Origin of the sequence: Pseudoalteromonas sp. SG45-3, from assembly GCF_014164075.1 — a bacterium.
Lineage (GTDB): Bacteria > Pseudomonadota > Gammaproteobacteria > Enterobacterales > Alteromonadaceae > Pseudoalteromonas > Pseudoalteromonas distincta.
Genome location: NZ_JACJEN010000002.1, coordinates 215,039 through 230,530 on the forward strand (window position 1 = coordinate 215,039; position 15,492 = coordinate 230,530).

Genomic DNA, 15,492 nt, shown 5'->3' on the forward strand with positions numbered 1-15,492 from the left:
GACGATAGATAAAGCATCGGGTACTGACATTAATAAGGAAGTAATATGTCTATTAAAAGTATTATTGAAAAACTGTTTGATGACAACACAAACTATACAACAGCAGACCAAGCTACAAACCAAGCTAGTTCACTCGATGCGCTTTCAACAGATTTATATACGGATTCCAAGCGGTTTATCTATGAACTTTTACAGAATGCTGATGATTCTCCGAAAGAAGGAGACCCTGTAAAAGTTTGGTTAAAGATTTTTGATGATTTATTGGTTGTAGCGCATTCCGGGAAAGTCTTTGATAGAAAAGATATAAAAGGGCTTTGTAATGTAAACAATGGAACAAAAAAATCTGATGCTAGTAAAACTGGCTATAAAGGGATTGGGTTTAAATCAGTATTCGGGCAGTCTGAAAAAGTTACCGTATATACCAATAATGAATATTTTAGATTTGACTCATCTTTCCCCTTTGCGTGGAGATGGAAAGAACAAAAAGTAGATTGGGAACGAAATAATGATCGCAAATTCATTCACCCTTGGCAGATAATTCCGATATATACAGAATATAAGGATATCTCACCACCTGTTCATCAATACCTTCAAACCGTCAAAGCCACAGTTGCAACTATAATAGAGCTCGATAACGTCAAAGATACACTTGTTGCAGTGCGGGAACTGTCAGAAAATGTGAATATGTTTCTATTTTTAAAGAATATTTCTGAAATAAGTTTTGAGTTAAATAATTCTTGTAGAATAGAAATAAATCACTTAGGAAATGGTGATGTTGCTCTAAAAAGAAATGATAATGTTGATTCAAGGTGGCTCATAAATAAAGTCAGCTTAGACATACCAATCGAGCTAACTCGAGCTCTGGCGGATGAAAAAAATATACCTGATAAGTTATTAAACGCTAAGAATATCGAATTAACATTAGCAGCAAAAACTGATGAAGATGGAATAGCAGAACTCACAACTAGCGAAAACCTAATTTTTTCGTACTTACCCACCGACGAAGCTAAATATCAATTTCCCGTCTTAGTAAATACAAGCTTTTTGACTAATGCAAACCGTGAACATCTACATGTTGACTCTAAATGGAACCACTGGCTTTTTAAAAGTATTGCAATTGAAATATTTAAATGGATTTCAATACTAGTAGTTGGCCAGTTGAAATCTCAAGCATACAAGTTAATACCACGAAGAGTACTTGATGACGAATTAGGTAAGCACTTTAACTCTGGAATCGATGAAGCAATAAAAACAGTTTGTTTCGTAATTACCAAAAATGACCAATTAGCCAGAGTTGAAGATTCTATAGTTGATTTTACTTTCCTCTCTGAAAAAAAATTTGTTGGAGAGGAGAAAATTAAAAATATTTTAGGTGATTTTGAGCGAACAGGTAAAAGTAGCAGTAAAGTTTTAGTCAAAAATTCTGGATTTGATAAAAACATAAAAGCACTTGGTGCTGATAGTTTTGAATGGAAGGATTTACCTCACTTATTAAAATCGTCTGATTTCGTATGTGATCATTCAGTTGAACAAAATATAGCTTTAATTAAGCATTTAAAATACTTATGTGAAAAAGAGTCTGTGACTGCTGTTACTAATGAAGTGCTTGATAAATGGCCATTTATTTTCGACCATAAAAATAAATTAAATATACCTTCTGAAATATACTTCCCTACAGCTGGTAACAATGATCGGAATGGCTCAGAGAGTGAACTAGCATTCTTACATAAAGAAATACAAAAATGGCTTACCGTGAATCCGGATATGAGGGGATGGATTGAACAGCTTGGTGTTGTTGAAAAGACAGATATTAGCTTTATTACTAAAACATTAATTCCTAATTCAGAAAATTATATAAGCCAAGAAAACGCCATCCAAGCTATTCGAGACCTTTTTAACCTTTATAAAAAAAATGAACTGAACTCAGATTTACTTGCTCAGCTGTCAGGCTTGAAACTGCTTACAAGCAAAGGGAGCCTTGTAGCCTCCAGAGACTGTATTCTTTCAAATGATTATTTACCACGTATAAAAATAGAGGAGGTACTAAAAGTTGATGTGTTCGTCAGTGCAAGATATATGGATGACACAACTGACAAGGATGAGTGGAAAAGATTTTTTAAATTTTTGAAAGTATCAGATGGAATAGCTTATGTTAAGCATGAAAACCGAATAGACAAAAGTTCTTTGATTGCAAACGGCTTTAGAAAAGAATATTTTGAGGAGGAAGATAAAAAATTTAAACCATACCACTCAACGTTTACTAGTGATGCATATAAAGAATTTTCAAGTCTGAGTTACATTCATTCAATAATCGATAATTATTCGCTTTCGAGATTATTCTGGGAGGATGTGATAATTAACTTCTCTCCTTTAGATATATCTAAGCCAACCATCGCATTTTGGGGGAATGCTGGAAGACCAGGACAACTAACTGGAGATCAGGTTGGAAACTATATTCAATGGATTATTAAAAACTTAAACGTTATTCCTGTTTTATCAAAAGAGTGTTGCACCTCATGTAACGTATTACTCAATACGGAAGAAATAAACAATATAGCAGGTGAATATTTACCGGTGTTTGATGGTGTTGATCTATCTTCTGACTGGAAGTCATTTTTTAAATTTAGAACTGAACTACAATTGTCAGACTACTTAGACTTACTAAGTAGTATATCCAAACACGGAATTGAAAAGCTAAAAGTCACTAAAAGTAATGCCGATAGAATTCAATTGGTATACAAAAAGCTAATGGATCTTTGTGTTAACTGGGGGGAATCTGAGCTTCAGGCTATTTCTGATTGGTCTAATTCAGGGCTTTTGTTAAATACCAATAAAGAGTTTTCAAACTGTAACTCTACAAAATACTTTATAGATGGAAACAATGGAATATTTCAGGGGCAATTTGATTTTTTAGAACTTAATCCTGAGAATAAACAGCACACTAATATTGTTGAATTTTTAAATGCATTTCAAGTCACTATTTTAGAGCAAAGAGATTTTAAACTAGATGTAGAAAAGTCGGTTATAGCTACAAAATTAGTTTCAAGTTTAAAAGCCAGGTTACCACTCCTTAAAGCTTGGGTTGAGAGTGAAAGTGGGGATGATAAAACTCAAGAGTCTTTAGCTCAACTAGATACTAAACTCGCTGAGTTAGATATTTATGAGGCTGAAGATCTTGAAATAACATATGAAGAAATCAATTTTACGAAAAATGTTAATGTTCATATTGATAGCGAAAAGCTATACGTAACGAAACCATGGAAAAGTAATAAGGTGTTGTTAAAACTACCTGAGGTGCTATGTCGATATTTTAATTTAATGGGGCATGATAGAAAACTGAATTTCCTCTTATACTCGACCATTGAGGAAGTAAAAGAGTTTTTTGTGCAAGAGAGTATTGATATATCAATTGATGACACTTTAGATAATAGTGTTGATATTAGCGAGTCAAATAATATTCAAACTTTACCTCCAGAGACTACGGTTAAATCTTTTGATGAAGTTAAAGCTGCAATTAGCAACGGTACATCACCAGTCTTTTTCCACATTCCAACTGCTGATTATGAACGTCTACTCTTTGCCGAAAGGTTAATTTCAAGAGCTGTGGAGAATGTCATTCAATATTTAGATAAATTTCCCGAATATGATTGTAAAAATCAATACGAAATTGCTCCTAGTATCATCGGGGGGATTACTAAAGGTGGACAAGATTTAACAATCGTTGCTAGGCCTTCAGATAATGGTGCAGTGCTTTTATATTACACATCAGAGTTTGATGTCCTTGAGTATGTAGATACTGAGTTTTGGTGTGAAGATGGGATAAATGTACCACAAAAAATAACAATCGGTCACTTACTCAAAGAAACTAAAATTAATAGAATTCCGATAAGTAGCTTTTCATTTGAAGAGGAGCAATTTGAGGAGTTTATTAAAAAAGAAATCTCTATCGATTTTGAGTATGAAGCTGTGCCACTATCCCCTTATAAAGTTGCTCAAGTTATTTCTTCGTTTGCAAATACTGAAGGCGGGACATTAGTTTATGGAGTACAGAAAAGTGGGACGGATAATCAATTTGTAGGTTTAAGCACAGATTTCAGAATGGATGAAATTACCAATAAAGCTTTAATGATGATTTCTCCTTTACCAGCAATTACTTATGATTGGGTGTATGAGGGAGGAAAGTACCTATTTATTATAAATGTTGAAAAATCAGATGAAGAGATGTTGATAGGGCATCAGAAATTCGTAAGAGAAAACTCGCGGACAACACTTAAAGAAAATATTACTTCTGAAGTTACAAATCGTTTGGCAGTTGCAGACTTCGAAACAACGGTAGCTATTATTATTGGTATAGAAGATTATAAGCCAAGGGATAACAATCAAGTATCACCTGTTAAGTATGCTGAGAAAGATGCATTATTATTTAAAAAAACGTTAATTGAGCGGTTTAATGTACTAGAGCAGGATATTCATATATTCATTAATGAAGATGCATTAAAGAGCGATTTAGAGAATGGGCTAGGCTATGTGTTTCATTCGCTGTCAGAAAAAGATCGTTTGGTTTTTTATTATGTTGGGCATGGATTTCATGATGGAACGACTAATTTCCTTACAACATATGATACTTACATTACTAATATTACAGAGACAGCAGTTTCTCTACGTAAAATTTTACTAGATCCCTTATTGAACTCAAAATGTAAGTCAGGTTTAGTATTCATAGATGCCTGCGCGCAAAACTTTAAAAATGATAAAGAAAGAGCATTAATTACAGATTTAAATAATGAAGATTTTCAATTATTCAAAAGTGAACACCCCCACTTTGCTACTTTTCTATCCTGCCAGCCAGGTCAAAGCTCATACTCTTGTCACGAATTGGAGCATGGAATATGGACTTATCATTTAGGTAGGGCTCTTCAAGGAGAAGAGATAGATGCATGTAAATCGAATAAATATATAACAGATAGAACTTTAAATGATTACTTGTCTAAAAATGTATATGGTTATGCTAAAAATAAACATGGCTTTGAACAAAGACCAAAAGCAATCTTAGATACAGATTGTGAAAATGTAATAGTCGAAATTTTAACAAAATAGCTTGATTGGAATTGTCTTCGTTAAAACTGGCGGATAGACTATTTTCTCCGTTAATAATGAGTCTTTACTACTCAATTAGAGTGCTTACGGGCAAACTTTATTGTCATTTTTTCTCTTACGGGCAAACTCTATTGTCGCTGCACATAAGTTTAGGCTATAAACCCATCTAAGTAAGTTGATTGAGCGATAACGGTTGAATCGTTATCGCTAACACATACTTTATTGCGTCCATTATTTTTAGCCTTATATAGCGCTGTATCAGCCCGCTCCAGTAGTTTTAGCACTGTATCGTCTTTTTGTATCGTTGCTAATCCAATACTTATAGTAAATGCTACATTTGTAACTGTGTTTTCGGCAATATACTTTATCAGGTCATCGGCTTTTTTAGCGCTATCATTTAAAGAGGTGTTGGATAAAATAATAGTGAATTCTTCTCCACCCCATCGCGCAATAAGTGCGTCATTTCCCATACGGCTTTTTAATATTTTTGCAAATTCAGTTAGCACGTTATCACCAACCAAATGCCCGTAGGTATCGTTTATATTTTTGAAGTGATCTATATCGCAAATAAGTAAGCAATGTGGGGTTTTAAAAACGTCATTTTTAGCAATTAACTGTGATAATTCAAAATCAAATTTTTGCCTGTTATAAAGCCCCGTTAACTTATCGGTTTCTGCTAAGTGTTGAATTTCTAAGTTACGGATAGATAATCGAGTGTATGCCGAAAACCGTGTTTTTTCGTAAAACCTAAAAATTAAAATATGAGCAAGGCTTACCTCTATAAGATTAAATAAAGAGCCTAAGCCAATTGTTACAGTTTGCTGTTGTTGTAAATACACAAGATACGCACAAATAGCAAAAGCGACTGCACTAAATAGGCTTCCCCAGTTTCTTCCAACTAAAAAAAAGCTAAAAGGCGGGATCAACGTTGCCCAAAATAAAGAATGCGCATGTCCGCCTACAGAAATCACAAACATCATTATTAAGCTAACGACCATAAGGGTAACAGCCCACGCTGCTGCATTTACGTTGGCTGTTTTATTAAACCAAGTATAAATACCTAACGATATCGTAAGTCCTAAGGCATCAATTAAAGCAATGTCATAGCTTTTAAAATAAAAAAGATTGAGGAGTGTTAAAACTAAAAAGTAACATGTAGTTATTAGTAAAGAGTGGGCTATTAAGCGAGTACGCCAAAAATCCTTATGGTCTTTTGGGTATTGTGGAAACTCTTTGTACCAAAAACCTAGCATAATGAACGACTCTTTAACCTCTGAATTTAGTGATTATTACTTATATTAGGCTTTTATTATAGTTTTTTACTTTGATTAAAACGCTTATATACGGTGGTGTTTATAAAAGTTTAAAGATCATTACAGCATTTTTCAAAGGTATGAAGGACTAGGTAGTGACTGATTACTTAAATGTAATATGCCTCGCCTTGATTTAATTGACGCAGAGCTCGCCGTTATCGCTTACGTAGAGCTCTGAATAAATGCTATATCTATTCCTCTATAAATGCTTCGCCTTGTGTCATCCACTTTGCAGCTGGTTTGCCTTTTAAGTAATGATCAAAGTACTGCATCATACGTACTGAAAAATCGACCTGATTAGGAAACTTTTTCAAGTGGTGTGGTTCACCTTCGTATTGTAAAAAGGTTGCATCTTTACCTGCGCGGCGAAGCGCTAAGTAGTACTGCACGCCTTCGTGCCAAGGCACGGCATCGTCTTTATCGCCAAACATAATTAAAATAGGGGTATTTACTTTATCTGCAAAAAACACCGGTGAGTTTTCTATGTACAGATCTGGTGCTTCAAATAAGTTTTTACCTATACGGCTTTGCCCTGTTTCGTATTGAAACTGACGAGCAAGACCTGATTTTAAACGTATGCCACTGTAAGCACTTGTCATGTTTGATACTGGCGCGCCAGATACAACCGCTTTAAACATATCTGTTTGGGTTATCATAAACGCACTTTGATAGCCTGCCCAAGAGTGACCTTGTAAGCCTATTTTATCTGGGTCGGCTATGCCTAAATCTATTAATTTTTGGGTGGCGTTTATCATGGTTTGCGTTGACGATTTACCCGGGTGACCTATTTCAAAACGAATGTCAGGTAAAAATACCGCATAACCGTTTGAGGTAAACATAGGGAAATTAGGGCGATGGTTTAATTCCATTTTTGGAAAATCAAACATACGCTGGCTCATGTAACGGTAAAAATACACAACCACAGGTACTTTATCGCCTTTTTTATATCCCGCTGGTTTTATTAGTACACCTTGTAAATCTTCACCGTCAAAGCCTTTATAGCTTATTAGTTCTGGCTTTTCGCTCCAGGCAAAATTACTAATTTGTGGGTTTAGCGTGGTCACTTGTTTTGGTGAACTAAAGCTAAAATCTGTTTGGTAGTAATCAGGAAATTGGCTATAAGTTTGCGAGGTAAATAAGTACTTGTCAGCCTTTTTGGCTTTTTTAACCATATCAAAGCGTTTATTACCGCTAAGCACCTTAGTTAGTGTGTTAGTGGTTAAGTCGAGCTTTGCAACTTCGCTTTGTTTAGTTTGTAAGTTAATAGCAGAGACAAGTAATGTATCGCCTTTTTTAAAGCCCACTTGGGTTTTATCAAGCTTAATAACACGGTACTGCGTATTGCTTTGCTTACCATTAGTTAGGCGTTTAGCTTGCTGCGTTTTTACATCAAACGCCCAAATATCGTATTTACTATAAGCAAGCACTTGGCTGCTATCGGTCATCCAACCAGCAAAACCATAACCAGGTTGAGTAGATGGGTAGTCGTGTTTATCATCAGCAAAGGTTGCCTGAATCGCTTTTGTAAGCGGTGTTACTTTATTATTTTTTAAATCTTTTAACTGTATTTGGCTATCGCTAAAATAAGCTGCAAACTCACCATTAGGGGCAAGGCTCGGTCTAAACGGGTAGTTACTTATAATTGGAGTTTGTTTACCGGTGTGTATATTTACTGCAAAGTAATCAGCAAAAAAACCGCCGTACATTATTTTTTCTAGGTAGGGGATGTTAGATGAGCCAAGTAAAGACACATCTCGCTGAGGGTTTAGTGCAACCTCAGGCATGTTTGGTGTACTAAGTTGCGCAACTTTTTGCGAGTTAACGTGATACACCGCACTGTAATGGCGATTTTTATTAACTTCGTTCCATTGTTGCTCTTCACGTGGTTTTATTTGCGCATCGTTGTTGTGCCATACATTAAGACCTTTATGCTCACGTATGGTATCAAAGTCGTACAGTGAGGCTTCGTCGGTATATTCTTTAGTTTTTACTTTAGCTGCTAATTTAGGATGGTTTTCAAAATATAAGCGCTCGCCATTTTCTGACCATTCAAGGGTGGCTGTTTTCCCTAACGTCCATGCTTTATTAGGTGAATCTATAGTTGAGAGCTTCTCGTTTTTATATAGCTGTAAAGTGTAGCTTCGGCGGCGCGTGTCATCATTTACATAGTTACCCAATGTAAACGCTGCAATATTGTCAGTGGGGTGCCACGCTATTTTATTTGCGATTACGCCCGGTTCATCAATTAATACGCTGCTATTAAAGTCACTGAGCTCAATTAACGCTATTTGGTTGTTATTACCATCGCTGTAACTTTGACTCACTAATAGCTGGCTGTTAGCTGAGTTAATAGCGTAGCTAAATACGTTTTCTATTGTATGGGTGCGTTTATCAGATAAATTTACGATAACAAGCGCATAGCTCTTATCTTTTTTATCGGGCGTGATAGCGTTGTCTTCTTCGTTTTTAGAGCTATCGGTTTTATCTTCTACTTTTGCGTCATCGTCTTTTTTATTTAAACGATAAGCAAGCCACATACCGTCATTAGATAACGTGTAATCTTTTACATCAGCAAAGCTTTGTTGGGCACTTGATTGTGTGTTTACGAGTACCAGATTGTTTTTAAGTGTGTCTTTTTTTTTGGTTGTTTCTTTTTCAAGTAAGGTAGGTACTTGTGTAAAGGCGACCCAGTTAGCGGCTTTATTAATATGAGGCTTAGTGCCGCGTTCTACTTCTGCGATGAGTGTATTGCTTTGTAGTGAGTAAACTTGGCCAGTTGCATTTCCACGATACGGCGTTGCACTAAAAGTGAGTACTTGACCATTGTCAGATAGTTGTGTGCTTTTAGCTGATTTAAAACTAAATACGTCTTTAAATTGTAGCGATTCTTTGGCGTGTATGCCGGTGCTAGTTAAGCTGGCAACGAGTGCCGTACTTAATAAGGTGAGTTTTGTTTTCATTATTGATTCTCGTATTATGACATTGTTTCATTGTAACGAGTTTGGTTCATAATTCGAGCGGATCAGATAAATGGCAGCTACATACGACAAAACGACCCGCAGGTCGTTTTTTAGTATTCAATTTATTAATTTAGCAAACATTACAGCCAAATTTTTTGTAGCTCAAGCCATTGTTTTTCAAATTGAACACTAGGTTTTGCTTTAAAGTCGCTACGTACAAACTGATTCATTTTGCCTTCAACGTAGGCAAGTAAAAAGTTTGCAAGTGTAAGCTCATCACTTTGAAAGTTTTTACCTTCACGTAATTTGCGCTCACGAAGCACTTGTTTAAACTGAGTTTCTAGTTTTTCAAACAAGGTTTGTACACGTTCGCGTAAACGTTCTTGCTCACCTTGCAGAGCATCGCCCGTTAAAATACGAGTAATACCTGGGTTTTTTTCAGCAAAGGTTAGAAGTAATAATAGAATGTTATAAATGCGCGTTTGGCTTTCTTTTTCGTTTTCAATAATAATATTTATACGAGATAAAAGGGTATCTTCAATAAACTCAATTAAGCCCTCAAACATACGCGCCTTGCTCGGAAAATGACGGTATAGCGCGGCTTCAGACACACCCACCTCAGCAGCTAGTTTTGCTGTGGTGATGCGTTGTCCTAAATTAGTTTCTAACATTTGTGCGAGTGCTTGCAGTATTTGCTCTTTGCGATTACTTCTTTTTGTCGCAGGCATGAACATTCCTTTTTATTAGTTATTCTTAGTGGCGCAGTTAAGAACCCTAGTCATTTTTTGTTCAAATGATTGGCGTATGTTAATGTTTTATTCAGTTTGTTTCCAGCCTTTTTATAGATGTTTAGCCAGCTGTTCGATCACCTTGCGAGCTATTTCTACTTTACTTGTTGTTGGTAATTCTAGTTGTTCATTGTGCCAGTACAGTGTTAAAGCATTATGATCGGAATTAAACCCTAAGCCACTTTTTGATACGTCATTAGCGCAAATCATATCTAGATTTTTATTTTGTAGTTTACCTTTAGCATAGCTTTCTACATTTTGAGTTTCGGCGGCAAATCCAACCGTATAGGGGCGGTTTTGTGTAAGGTTTGCAATAGCTGCAATTACGTCAGGGTTTTTAGTTAAAGTAAGGGTGAGTTCGTCGCCTTGCTTTTTCATTTTTTGAGTCGCAATGTTTGCAGCTCGATAATCCGCAACAGCAGCGCAACCTATAAAAGCATCAGATTGTGATGCATAGGTAAGTGACTCAGTTAATAGCTCCTCAGCGCTTTCTATATTAATAAGGTTTACGCCAGTAGGGGCTTGTATAGTGACAGGGCCCGAAATTAAATTAACTTTAGCACCGAATTGCAAAGCGGCTTCTGCCAGTGCATAACCCATTTTTCCAGAACTGTGATTTGATATAAAACGTACCGGATCGAGAGGCTCACGCGTTGGGCCTGCCGTTATTGTAATTGTTTTTCCTGCAAGTAATTGCGGTTGCTCTTTTGCTGTACATAGTGCAAATAGCTCATGTGGCTCTAACATGCGCCCAGCGCCGATATCGCCACAGGCTTGTTCACCTTTACCTGGGCCCCAAATAAGTACGTTACGTGCTTTTAATGTGGCTAAATTTGCTTGTGTAGCTGCGTGTGCATACATTTGCTGGTTCATGGCTGGTGCTACAGCTACTTTTGCAGGCGTTGCTAGCAGTAACGTTGTTAGTAGGTCGTCAGCAATGCCGGCTGCCATTTTAGCAATAATATTGCAGGTAGCTGGGGCAACTAAAATTAAGTCGGCCCATTTTGCAAATTCAATATGCCCCATTGAAGCTTCAGCAGAAGGGTCTAGTAATGAGTCAGAGACTGTTTCTCCACTAACGGCTTGCATGGTCAGTGGTGTAATAAAGTGTTTAGCTGATTCAGTCATAACTACTTTTACTTCACAACCAGCGTCTTTTAATCGCCTAACGAGTTCTGCGCATTTATAAGCTGCAATACCGCCGGTAATACCTAGTACAATTTTTTTGTTTGTTAAGTTAGTCATGAATGTTCATCAGTTTTTATTAAATATTGGGCTTAAAATAACAAATCTTTACCCGTACAGCGAAGTTTTTTAATTCGAAATAACAGGCTAAATTTTAAATTTGCATTACATTTATAAGACACTTTCGCCTCTCAAGGATGAACAATGCAACTTACTTCACTTCCAAACTCACTTCGACCTCGTGAAAAACTCATCTCCAAAGGAGCTAAAGCGCTTACTGATGCTGAGCTCCTTGCCATATTTTTACGAACAGGGTTACCAGGAATGAATGTAATTGAGTTGGCTCAGCATCTATTAAATGAAAATAAAACCCTACATAATTTGTTTAATGCCAGTATTGAGGAGTTTTGCTCTCAAAAGGGGTTAGGGACCGCTAAGTATGTGCAACTACAAGCTGTATTAGAGCTAAGCCAACGTTATATGCAGGAGCGTTGCCAACGAGATGCAGTGTTTAATTCGCCTAACTCAGTTTATGACTATCTGACAATTCAAATGCGAGGCTTGCAACAAGAAGTATTTATGGTGTTATACCTAGATAGCCAAAATAGATTAGTAAAAGACGAAATACTTTTTTATGGCACAATTAATTCTGCCAGTGTTTATCCGCGTGAAGTGGTAAAGGCTGCCCTTAAAAATAATGCAGCCGCTGTTATTTTTGCGCATAATCACCCAAGTGGTATTGCAGAACCGAGCCAAGCAGACAAACTTATTACTAATAAATTGCAGCAAGCACTGCAATTGGTCGACATAAGTGTGCTCGATCACATCATTGTTGGTGGAGAAACCTGTGTTTCGTTTGCCGAGCGAGGCCTGATTTAGCTTTGTTAGACACATAAGTGTGTTAAAAATGAGCTGTTTAACGTGTTTTGGCAAATTAGTTTAATTTAAATGCAGTTTTTACTTTCCCTAAGGGCATTCGATCTTTATAATTAGCCGCTATCAAATTTACATATATGAGCTGATTGGATAGATCAGTGTTTGATCTTTGCCTGTAAAAGCTGTATAAAGAGCGCCCTTCGATTTATCTCTAGGGCGGAAATACACGGCCTTAGATTAAATTAAGCTCGAGCGAAGTTATTGGAGATATATAGACATGTCTAAAGTATGTCAAGTTACAGGTAAGCGTCCAGCGGTTGGTAATCACCGTTCACACGCGAGAAACGCGACTAGACGTCGTTTCCTACCTAACCTACAAACACACCGTTTTTGGGTTGAAAGTGAAAAACGTTTTGTAACATTACGCACTACTACTAAAGGTATGCGTATTATCGATAAAAAAGGCATCGACACGGTTCTTACAGAAATCCGTGCTCGCGGCGTTAAAGTTTAAGGATCTGAATCATGCGCGATAAAATCCGTTTAGTTTCAACTGCCGGTACTGGTTTTTTCTACACTACTGACAAAAACAAACGTAACATGCCTGAGAAGATGGAAATCAAAAAGTTTGATCCAAAGATTCGTAAACATGTTCTTTTTAAAGAAGCTAAAATTAAGTAATTTTAGTTCTTCTTTTAGAATTTAAAAACCCAGCTTAGGCTGGGTTTTTTGTTTTTAAACTATGATTAGCAAATTGACATAAAAAACCTCGTTGGCATAACCAACAAGGCTTTTAAATCAAAAAACGTTATACCAATAGCATTAAATTAGTGATTTATTTAATGCGATAAAATAATCATGTTTTTAATAAAATTGGTATCATTAGATTTTTGTGAATGCATCTTGTAGTGGTGGTACTACTTGCTTTTTACGGCTCAGTACACCATCTAACCATACTTTATCATTCTCTGGTTTTACACCGTAAGCCTGCTCAACTAAGTTTGCATCGTCAGATACAATTAGCATTTCTGAGCCTTCTTTCATTATATCGGTAAGCAGTAAAAATACAGAGTGGCGGTTGCCCTCAACTTTTAGCTTAGCAATATCGGCTGCAAGGTCTGCTTTAATATCGTCAAAAACAGCAAGGTCGATTACTTCTAGCTGGCCAATGCCTACTAGGTTACCGTTCATGTTGAAATCTTTAAAGTCACGCATTACTAAATCACGTGCTGGTGTGTCTTCTACCGCAGATTTAACGCGGAACATATCCATACCAAGTTCTTTAAAGTCTTCGATGCCTGCAATTTCAGCTAGCGCTTCAACACATTTAATATCGGCTGTGGTACATGTTGGCGATTTAAATATAACTGTGTCGCTTAAAATTGCACACATCATGATACCAGCGATGTCTTTAGGGATTTCTACGTTGTAGAAGTCATACATCATTTTAATAATGGTGTTTGAACAACCAACAGGGCGAATCCAACATTCAAGCGGAGTCGATGATGTTAAGTCACCTAATTTATGGTGATCTACCACACCAACAACGCGAGCTTGGTCGATATCATCAGGTGCTTGTGTTTTTTCTGTGTGATCTACAATATACACATCTTCACCAGCGTAGCTTAACTTAAGCTCTGGTGCTTCAAAACCAAATCTATCAAGGATAAATTGAGTTTCAGGTGAAACTTCACCAAGACGAGTTGGAATTGCTGGCTCATCAATTTGGTTTTTTAAATAAGCCAGTGCAATTGCACCACAAATAGAATCTGAATCTGGGATTTTATGGCCCACTACATACATAGACATTGACGGAACTCCTTTAAATTTGCCGATATTCTAACAAAGTCTGCGGCCTTTAACATATAGACAGCGCAATTAAGTTTTAGTTACACTTTAAAATCTTGAATTTATTAGGTGTATTTATATGCGACTGGGCCGTAAAGGTTGGAACAACGTTATAATATTTTCGATGTTGATTATGATCTTCTTTTTAAATGGCTGGCATAAGCAATTTTTAGGAGGTGAGGATAAACCAGCGTTACAAGCTGTACTCCCCCAGCAAAGTTTTGTACTCACACTGCAATTTGTTGATCAAAAAATTGAGCGCATAGGAACAAGTTGGCGTACAACACCACTACAAAAAGATATACCGCTCGTGTGGAAAGCTTCTGAGCAGCAGCTTAGTGATTTAGTTAACCAATGGCAAAGCGCGGCGCTAATGGGGGTTAATGAGTCTGTTGTTTTTAATCCTAATGCACCTTTATACGTTGCTACATTTGAGTTGGCTGGCGAAAGTATGCCGTGGGTATATTTGCTCTACAAAGGCGATGGACAATATTATTTACTCGAAAAGAGAAGCCAGCGAATACTCGCACTCGATTTAAAAACTGCTCAGCAGTTATTCCCTAGTTTTGATTTTTCACAAAGTGAGTCTAATTAATGCCTGAATTACCAGAGGTAGAAGTGAGCCGAATGGGTATCACTCCCCACGTACAAAACCAAGTTGTTACAAAGGTAAATATTTACAATGCCAGTATGCGCTGGCCAGTGCCCGATGATGTGTATCAACTTGAAGGGCTAATTGTTACAAATATTGAGCGACGAGCTAAATATTTACTTTTACATTGTGAGCTTGGGAGCACTATTTTACATTTGGGTATGTCAGGCAATTTGCGTGTAGTAGATAAAAGTGAGCCGCTTAAAAAGCATGACCATGTAGAGTTTATTTTTGGCAACGGTAAAGCGCTGCGCTTAAACGATCCTCGTCGTTTTGGTTGTTGCTTATGGCAAGAGCCCGGTGAAGTGCATAAGCTACTCTCTAAGCTTGGTCCTGAGCCGCTTACCGATGATTTTTTTGCTAAACGCGTGTACGAACAATCGCGCAATAAAAAAGTACCCGTAAAGCAATTTATTATGGATAACGCAGTGGTGGTTGGTGTTGGTAATATTTACGCGAATGAATCGTTATTCAAAGCGGGTATACATCCAAAGCGAGAAGCGGGAAAAGTATCGCTCAAACGTTATCAAGCACTTATCCCTATTATAAAAGACACGCTTGCGGCGGCTATTACACAAGGTGGTACAACGCTTAAAGACTTTGCACAAAGTGATGGTAAGCCTGGGTATTTTGCCCAAGAGTTATTAGTATATGGGCGCAAAGGTAAGCCATGTATGACGTGCGAAAACGAATTAGAAGAAATTAGATTAGGGCAACGCAGTACTATTTTTTGCTCAAATTGCCAAAAGTAGTTATTTGAATTTTACTGACTC

The 15,492-nt window shown here is 36.9% G+C and carries 11 protein-coding genes; 6 read left to right on the forward strand and 5 right to left on the reverse strand.

The features are described from left to right. Positions 1-45 precede the first annotated feature (45 nt). A complete protein-coding gene (locus tag H5126_RS03375) occupies positions 46-5,097 on the forward strand; it encodes a sacsin N-terminal ATP-binding-like domain-containing protein (protein ID WP_182758499.1) in 5,052 nt (1,683 codons plus the stop codon). 149 nt (positions 5,098-5,246) lie between these two features. Here H5126_RS03375 and H5126_RS03380 read toward each other — a convergent pair whose 3' ends face one another. The 4 genes from H5126_RS03380 to coaBC form a co-directional block, all read right to left on the reverse strand. Then, positions 5,247-6,350, reverse strand: a complete 1,104-nt coding sequence (locus H5126_RS03380; RefSeq protein WP_182721447.1) for a GGDEF domain-containing protein — start codon at positions 6,348-6,350, stop codon at positions 5,247-5,249. A gap of 251 nt (positions 6,351-6,601) precedes the next feature. Next, positions 6,602-9,370, reverse strand: a complete 2,769-nt coding sequence (locus tag H5126_RS03385) for a prolyl oligopeptidase family serine peptidase (RefSeq protein ID WP_182721446.1) — start codon at positions 9,368-9,370, stop codon at positions 6,602-6,604. A 140-nt stretch (positions 9,371-9,510) separates the two neighbouring features. Next, the gene (gene slmA, locus H5126_RS03390; protein ID WP_004335558.1) at positions 9,511-10,098 is read right to left on the reverse strand and encodes a nucleoid occlusion factor SlmA; all 588 of its coding nucleotides are present in this window, start codon (positions 10,096-10,098) and stop codon (positions 9,511-9,513) included. A 111-nt stretch (positions 10,099-10,209) separates the two neighbouring features. Then, positions 10,210-11,403, reverse strand: coding sequence for a bifunctional phosphopantothenoylcysteine decarboxylase/phosphopantothenate--cysteine ligase CoaBC (gene coaBC / locus H5126_RS03395; protein WP_182721445.1), 1,194 nt, complete (start codon positions 11,401-11,403; stop codon positions 10,210-10,212). Positions 11,404-11,547: 144 nt separating this feature from the next. On the opposite strand from coaBC, the gene radC reads away from it, so the two are divergent. The 3 genes from radC to rpmG all read left to right on the forward strand — a co-directional run bounded on the left by radC (position 11,548) and on the right by rpmG (position 12,900). Next, on the forward strand, positions 11,548-12,222 hold the full coding sequence (radC, locus tag H5126_RS03400; RefSeq protein WP_024590645.1) for a DNA repair protein RadC: 675 nt from the start codon (positions 11,548-11,550) through the stop codon (positions 12,220-12,222). A 274-nt stretch (positions 12,223-12,496) separates the two neighbouring features. Continuing rightward, a complete protein-coding gene (gene rpmB / locus H5126_RS03405) occupies positions 12,497-12,733 on the forward strand; it encodes a 50S ribosomal protein L28 (RefSeq protein WP_004335549.1) in 237 nt (78 codons plus the stop codon). 11 nt (positions 12,734-12,744) lie between these two features. Further along, on the forward strand, positions 12,745-12,900 hold the full coding sequence (rpmG, locus tag H5126_RS03410) for a 50S ribosomal protein L33 (protein ID WP_004335545.1): 156 nt from the start codon (positions 12,745-12,747) through the stop codon (positions 12,898-12,900). A 201-nt stretch (positions 12,901-13,101) separates the two neighbouring features. Here rpmG and H5126_RS03415 read toward each other — a convergent pair whose 3' ends face one another. Next, on the reverse strand, positions 13,102-14,028 hold the full coding sequence (locus H5126_RS03415; protein ID WP_004335532.1) for a manganese-dependent inorganic pyrophosphatase: 927 nt from the start codon (positions 14,026-14,028) through the stop codon (positions 13,102-13,104). A gap of 118 nt (positions 14,029-14,146) precedes the next feature. On the opposite strand from H5126_RS03415, the gene H5126_RS03420 reads away from it, so the two are divergent. Both H5126_RS03420 and mutM read left to right on the forward strand, forming a co-directional pair. Further along, positions 14,147-14,662, forward strand: a complete 516-nt coding sequence (locus tag H5126_RS03420) for a hypothetical protein (RefSeq protein WP_004335529.1) — start codon at positions 14,147-14,149, stop codon at positions 14,660-14,662. Beyond that, positions 14,662-15,471, forward strand: coding sequence for a bifunctional DNA-formamidopyrimidine glycosylase/DNA-(apurinic or apyrimidinic site) lyase (mutM, locus tag H5126_RS03425; protein WP_182720744.1), 810 nt, complete (start codon positions 14,662-14,664; stop codon positions 15,469-15,471). The genes H5126_RS03420 and mutM overlap by 1 nt, the downstream gene beginning before the upstream one ends. The last annotated feature ends 21 nt before the right edge of the window (positions 15,472-15,492 follow it).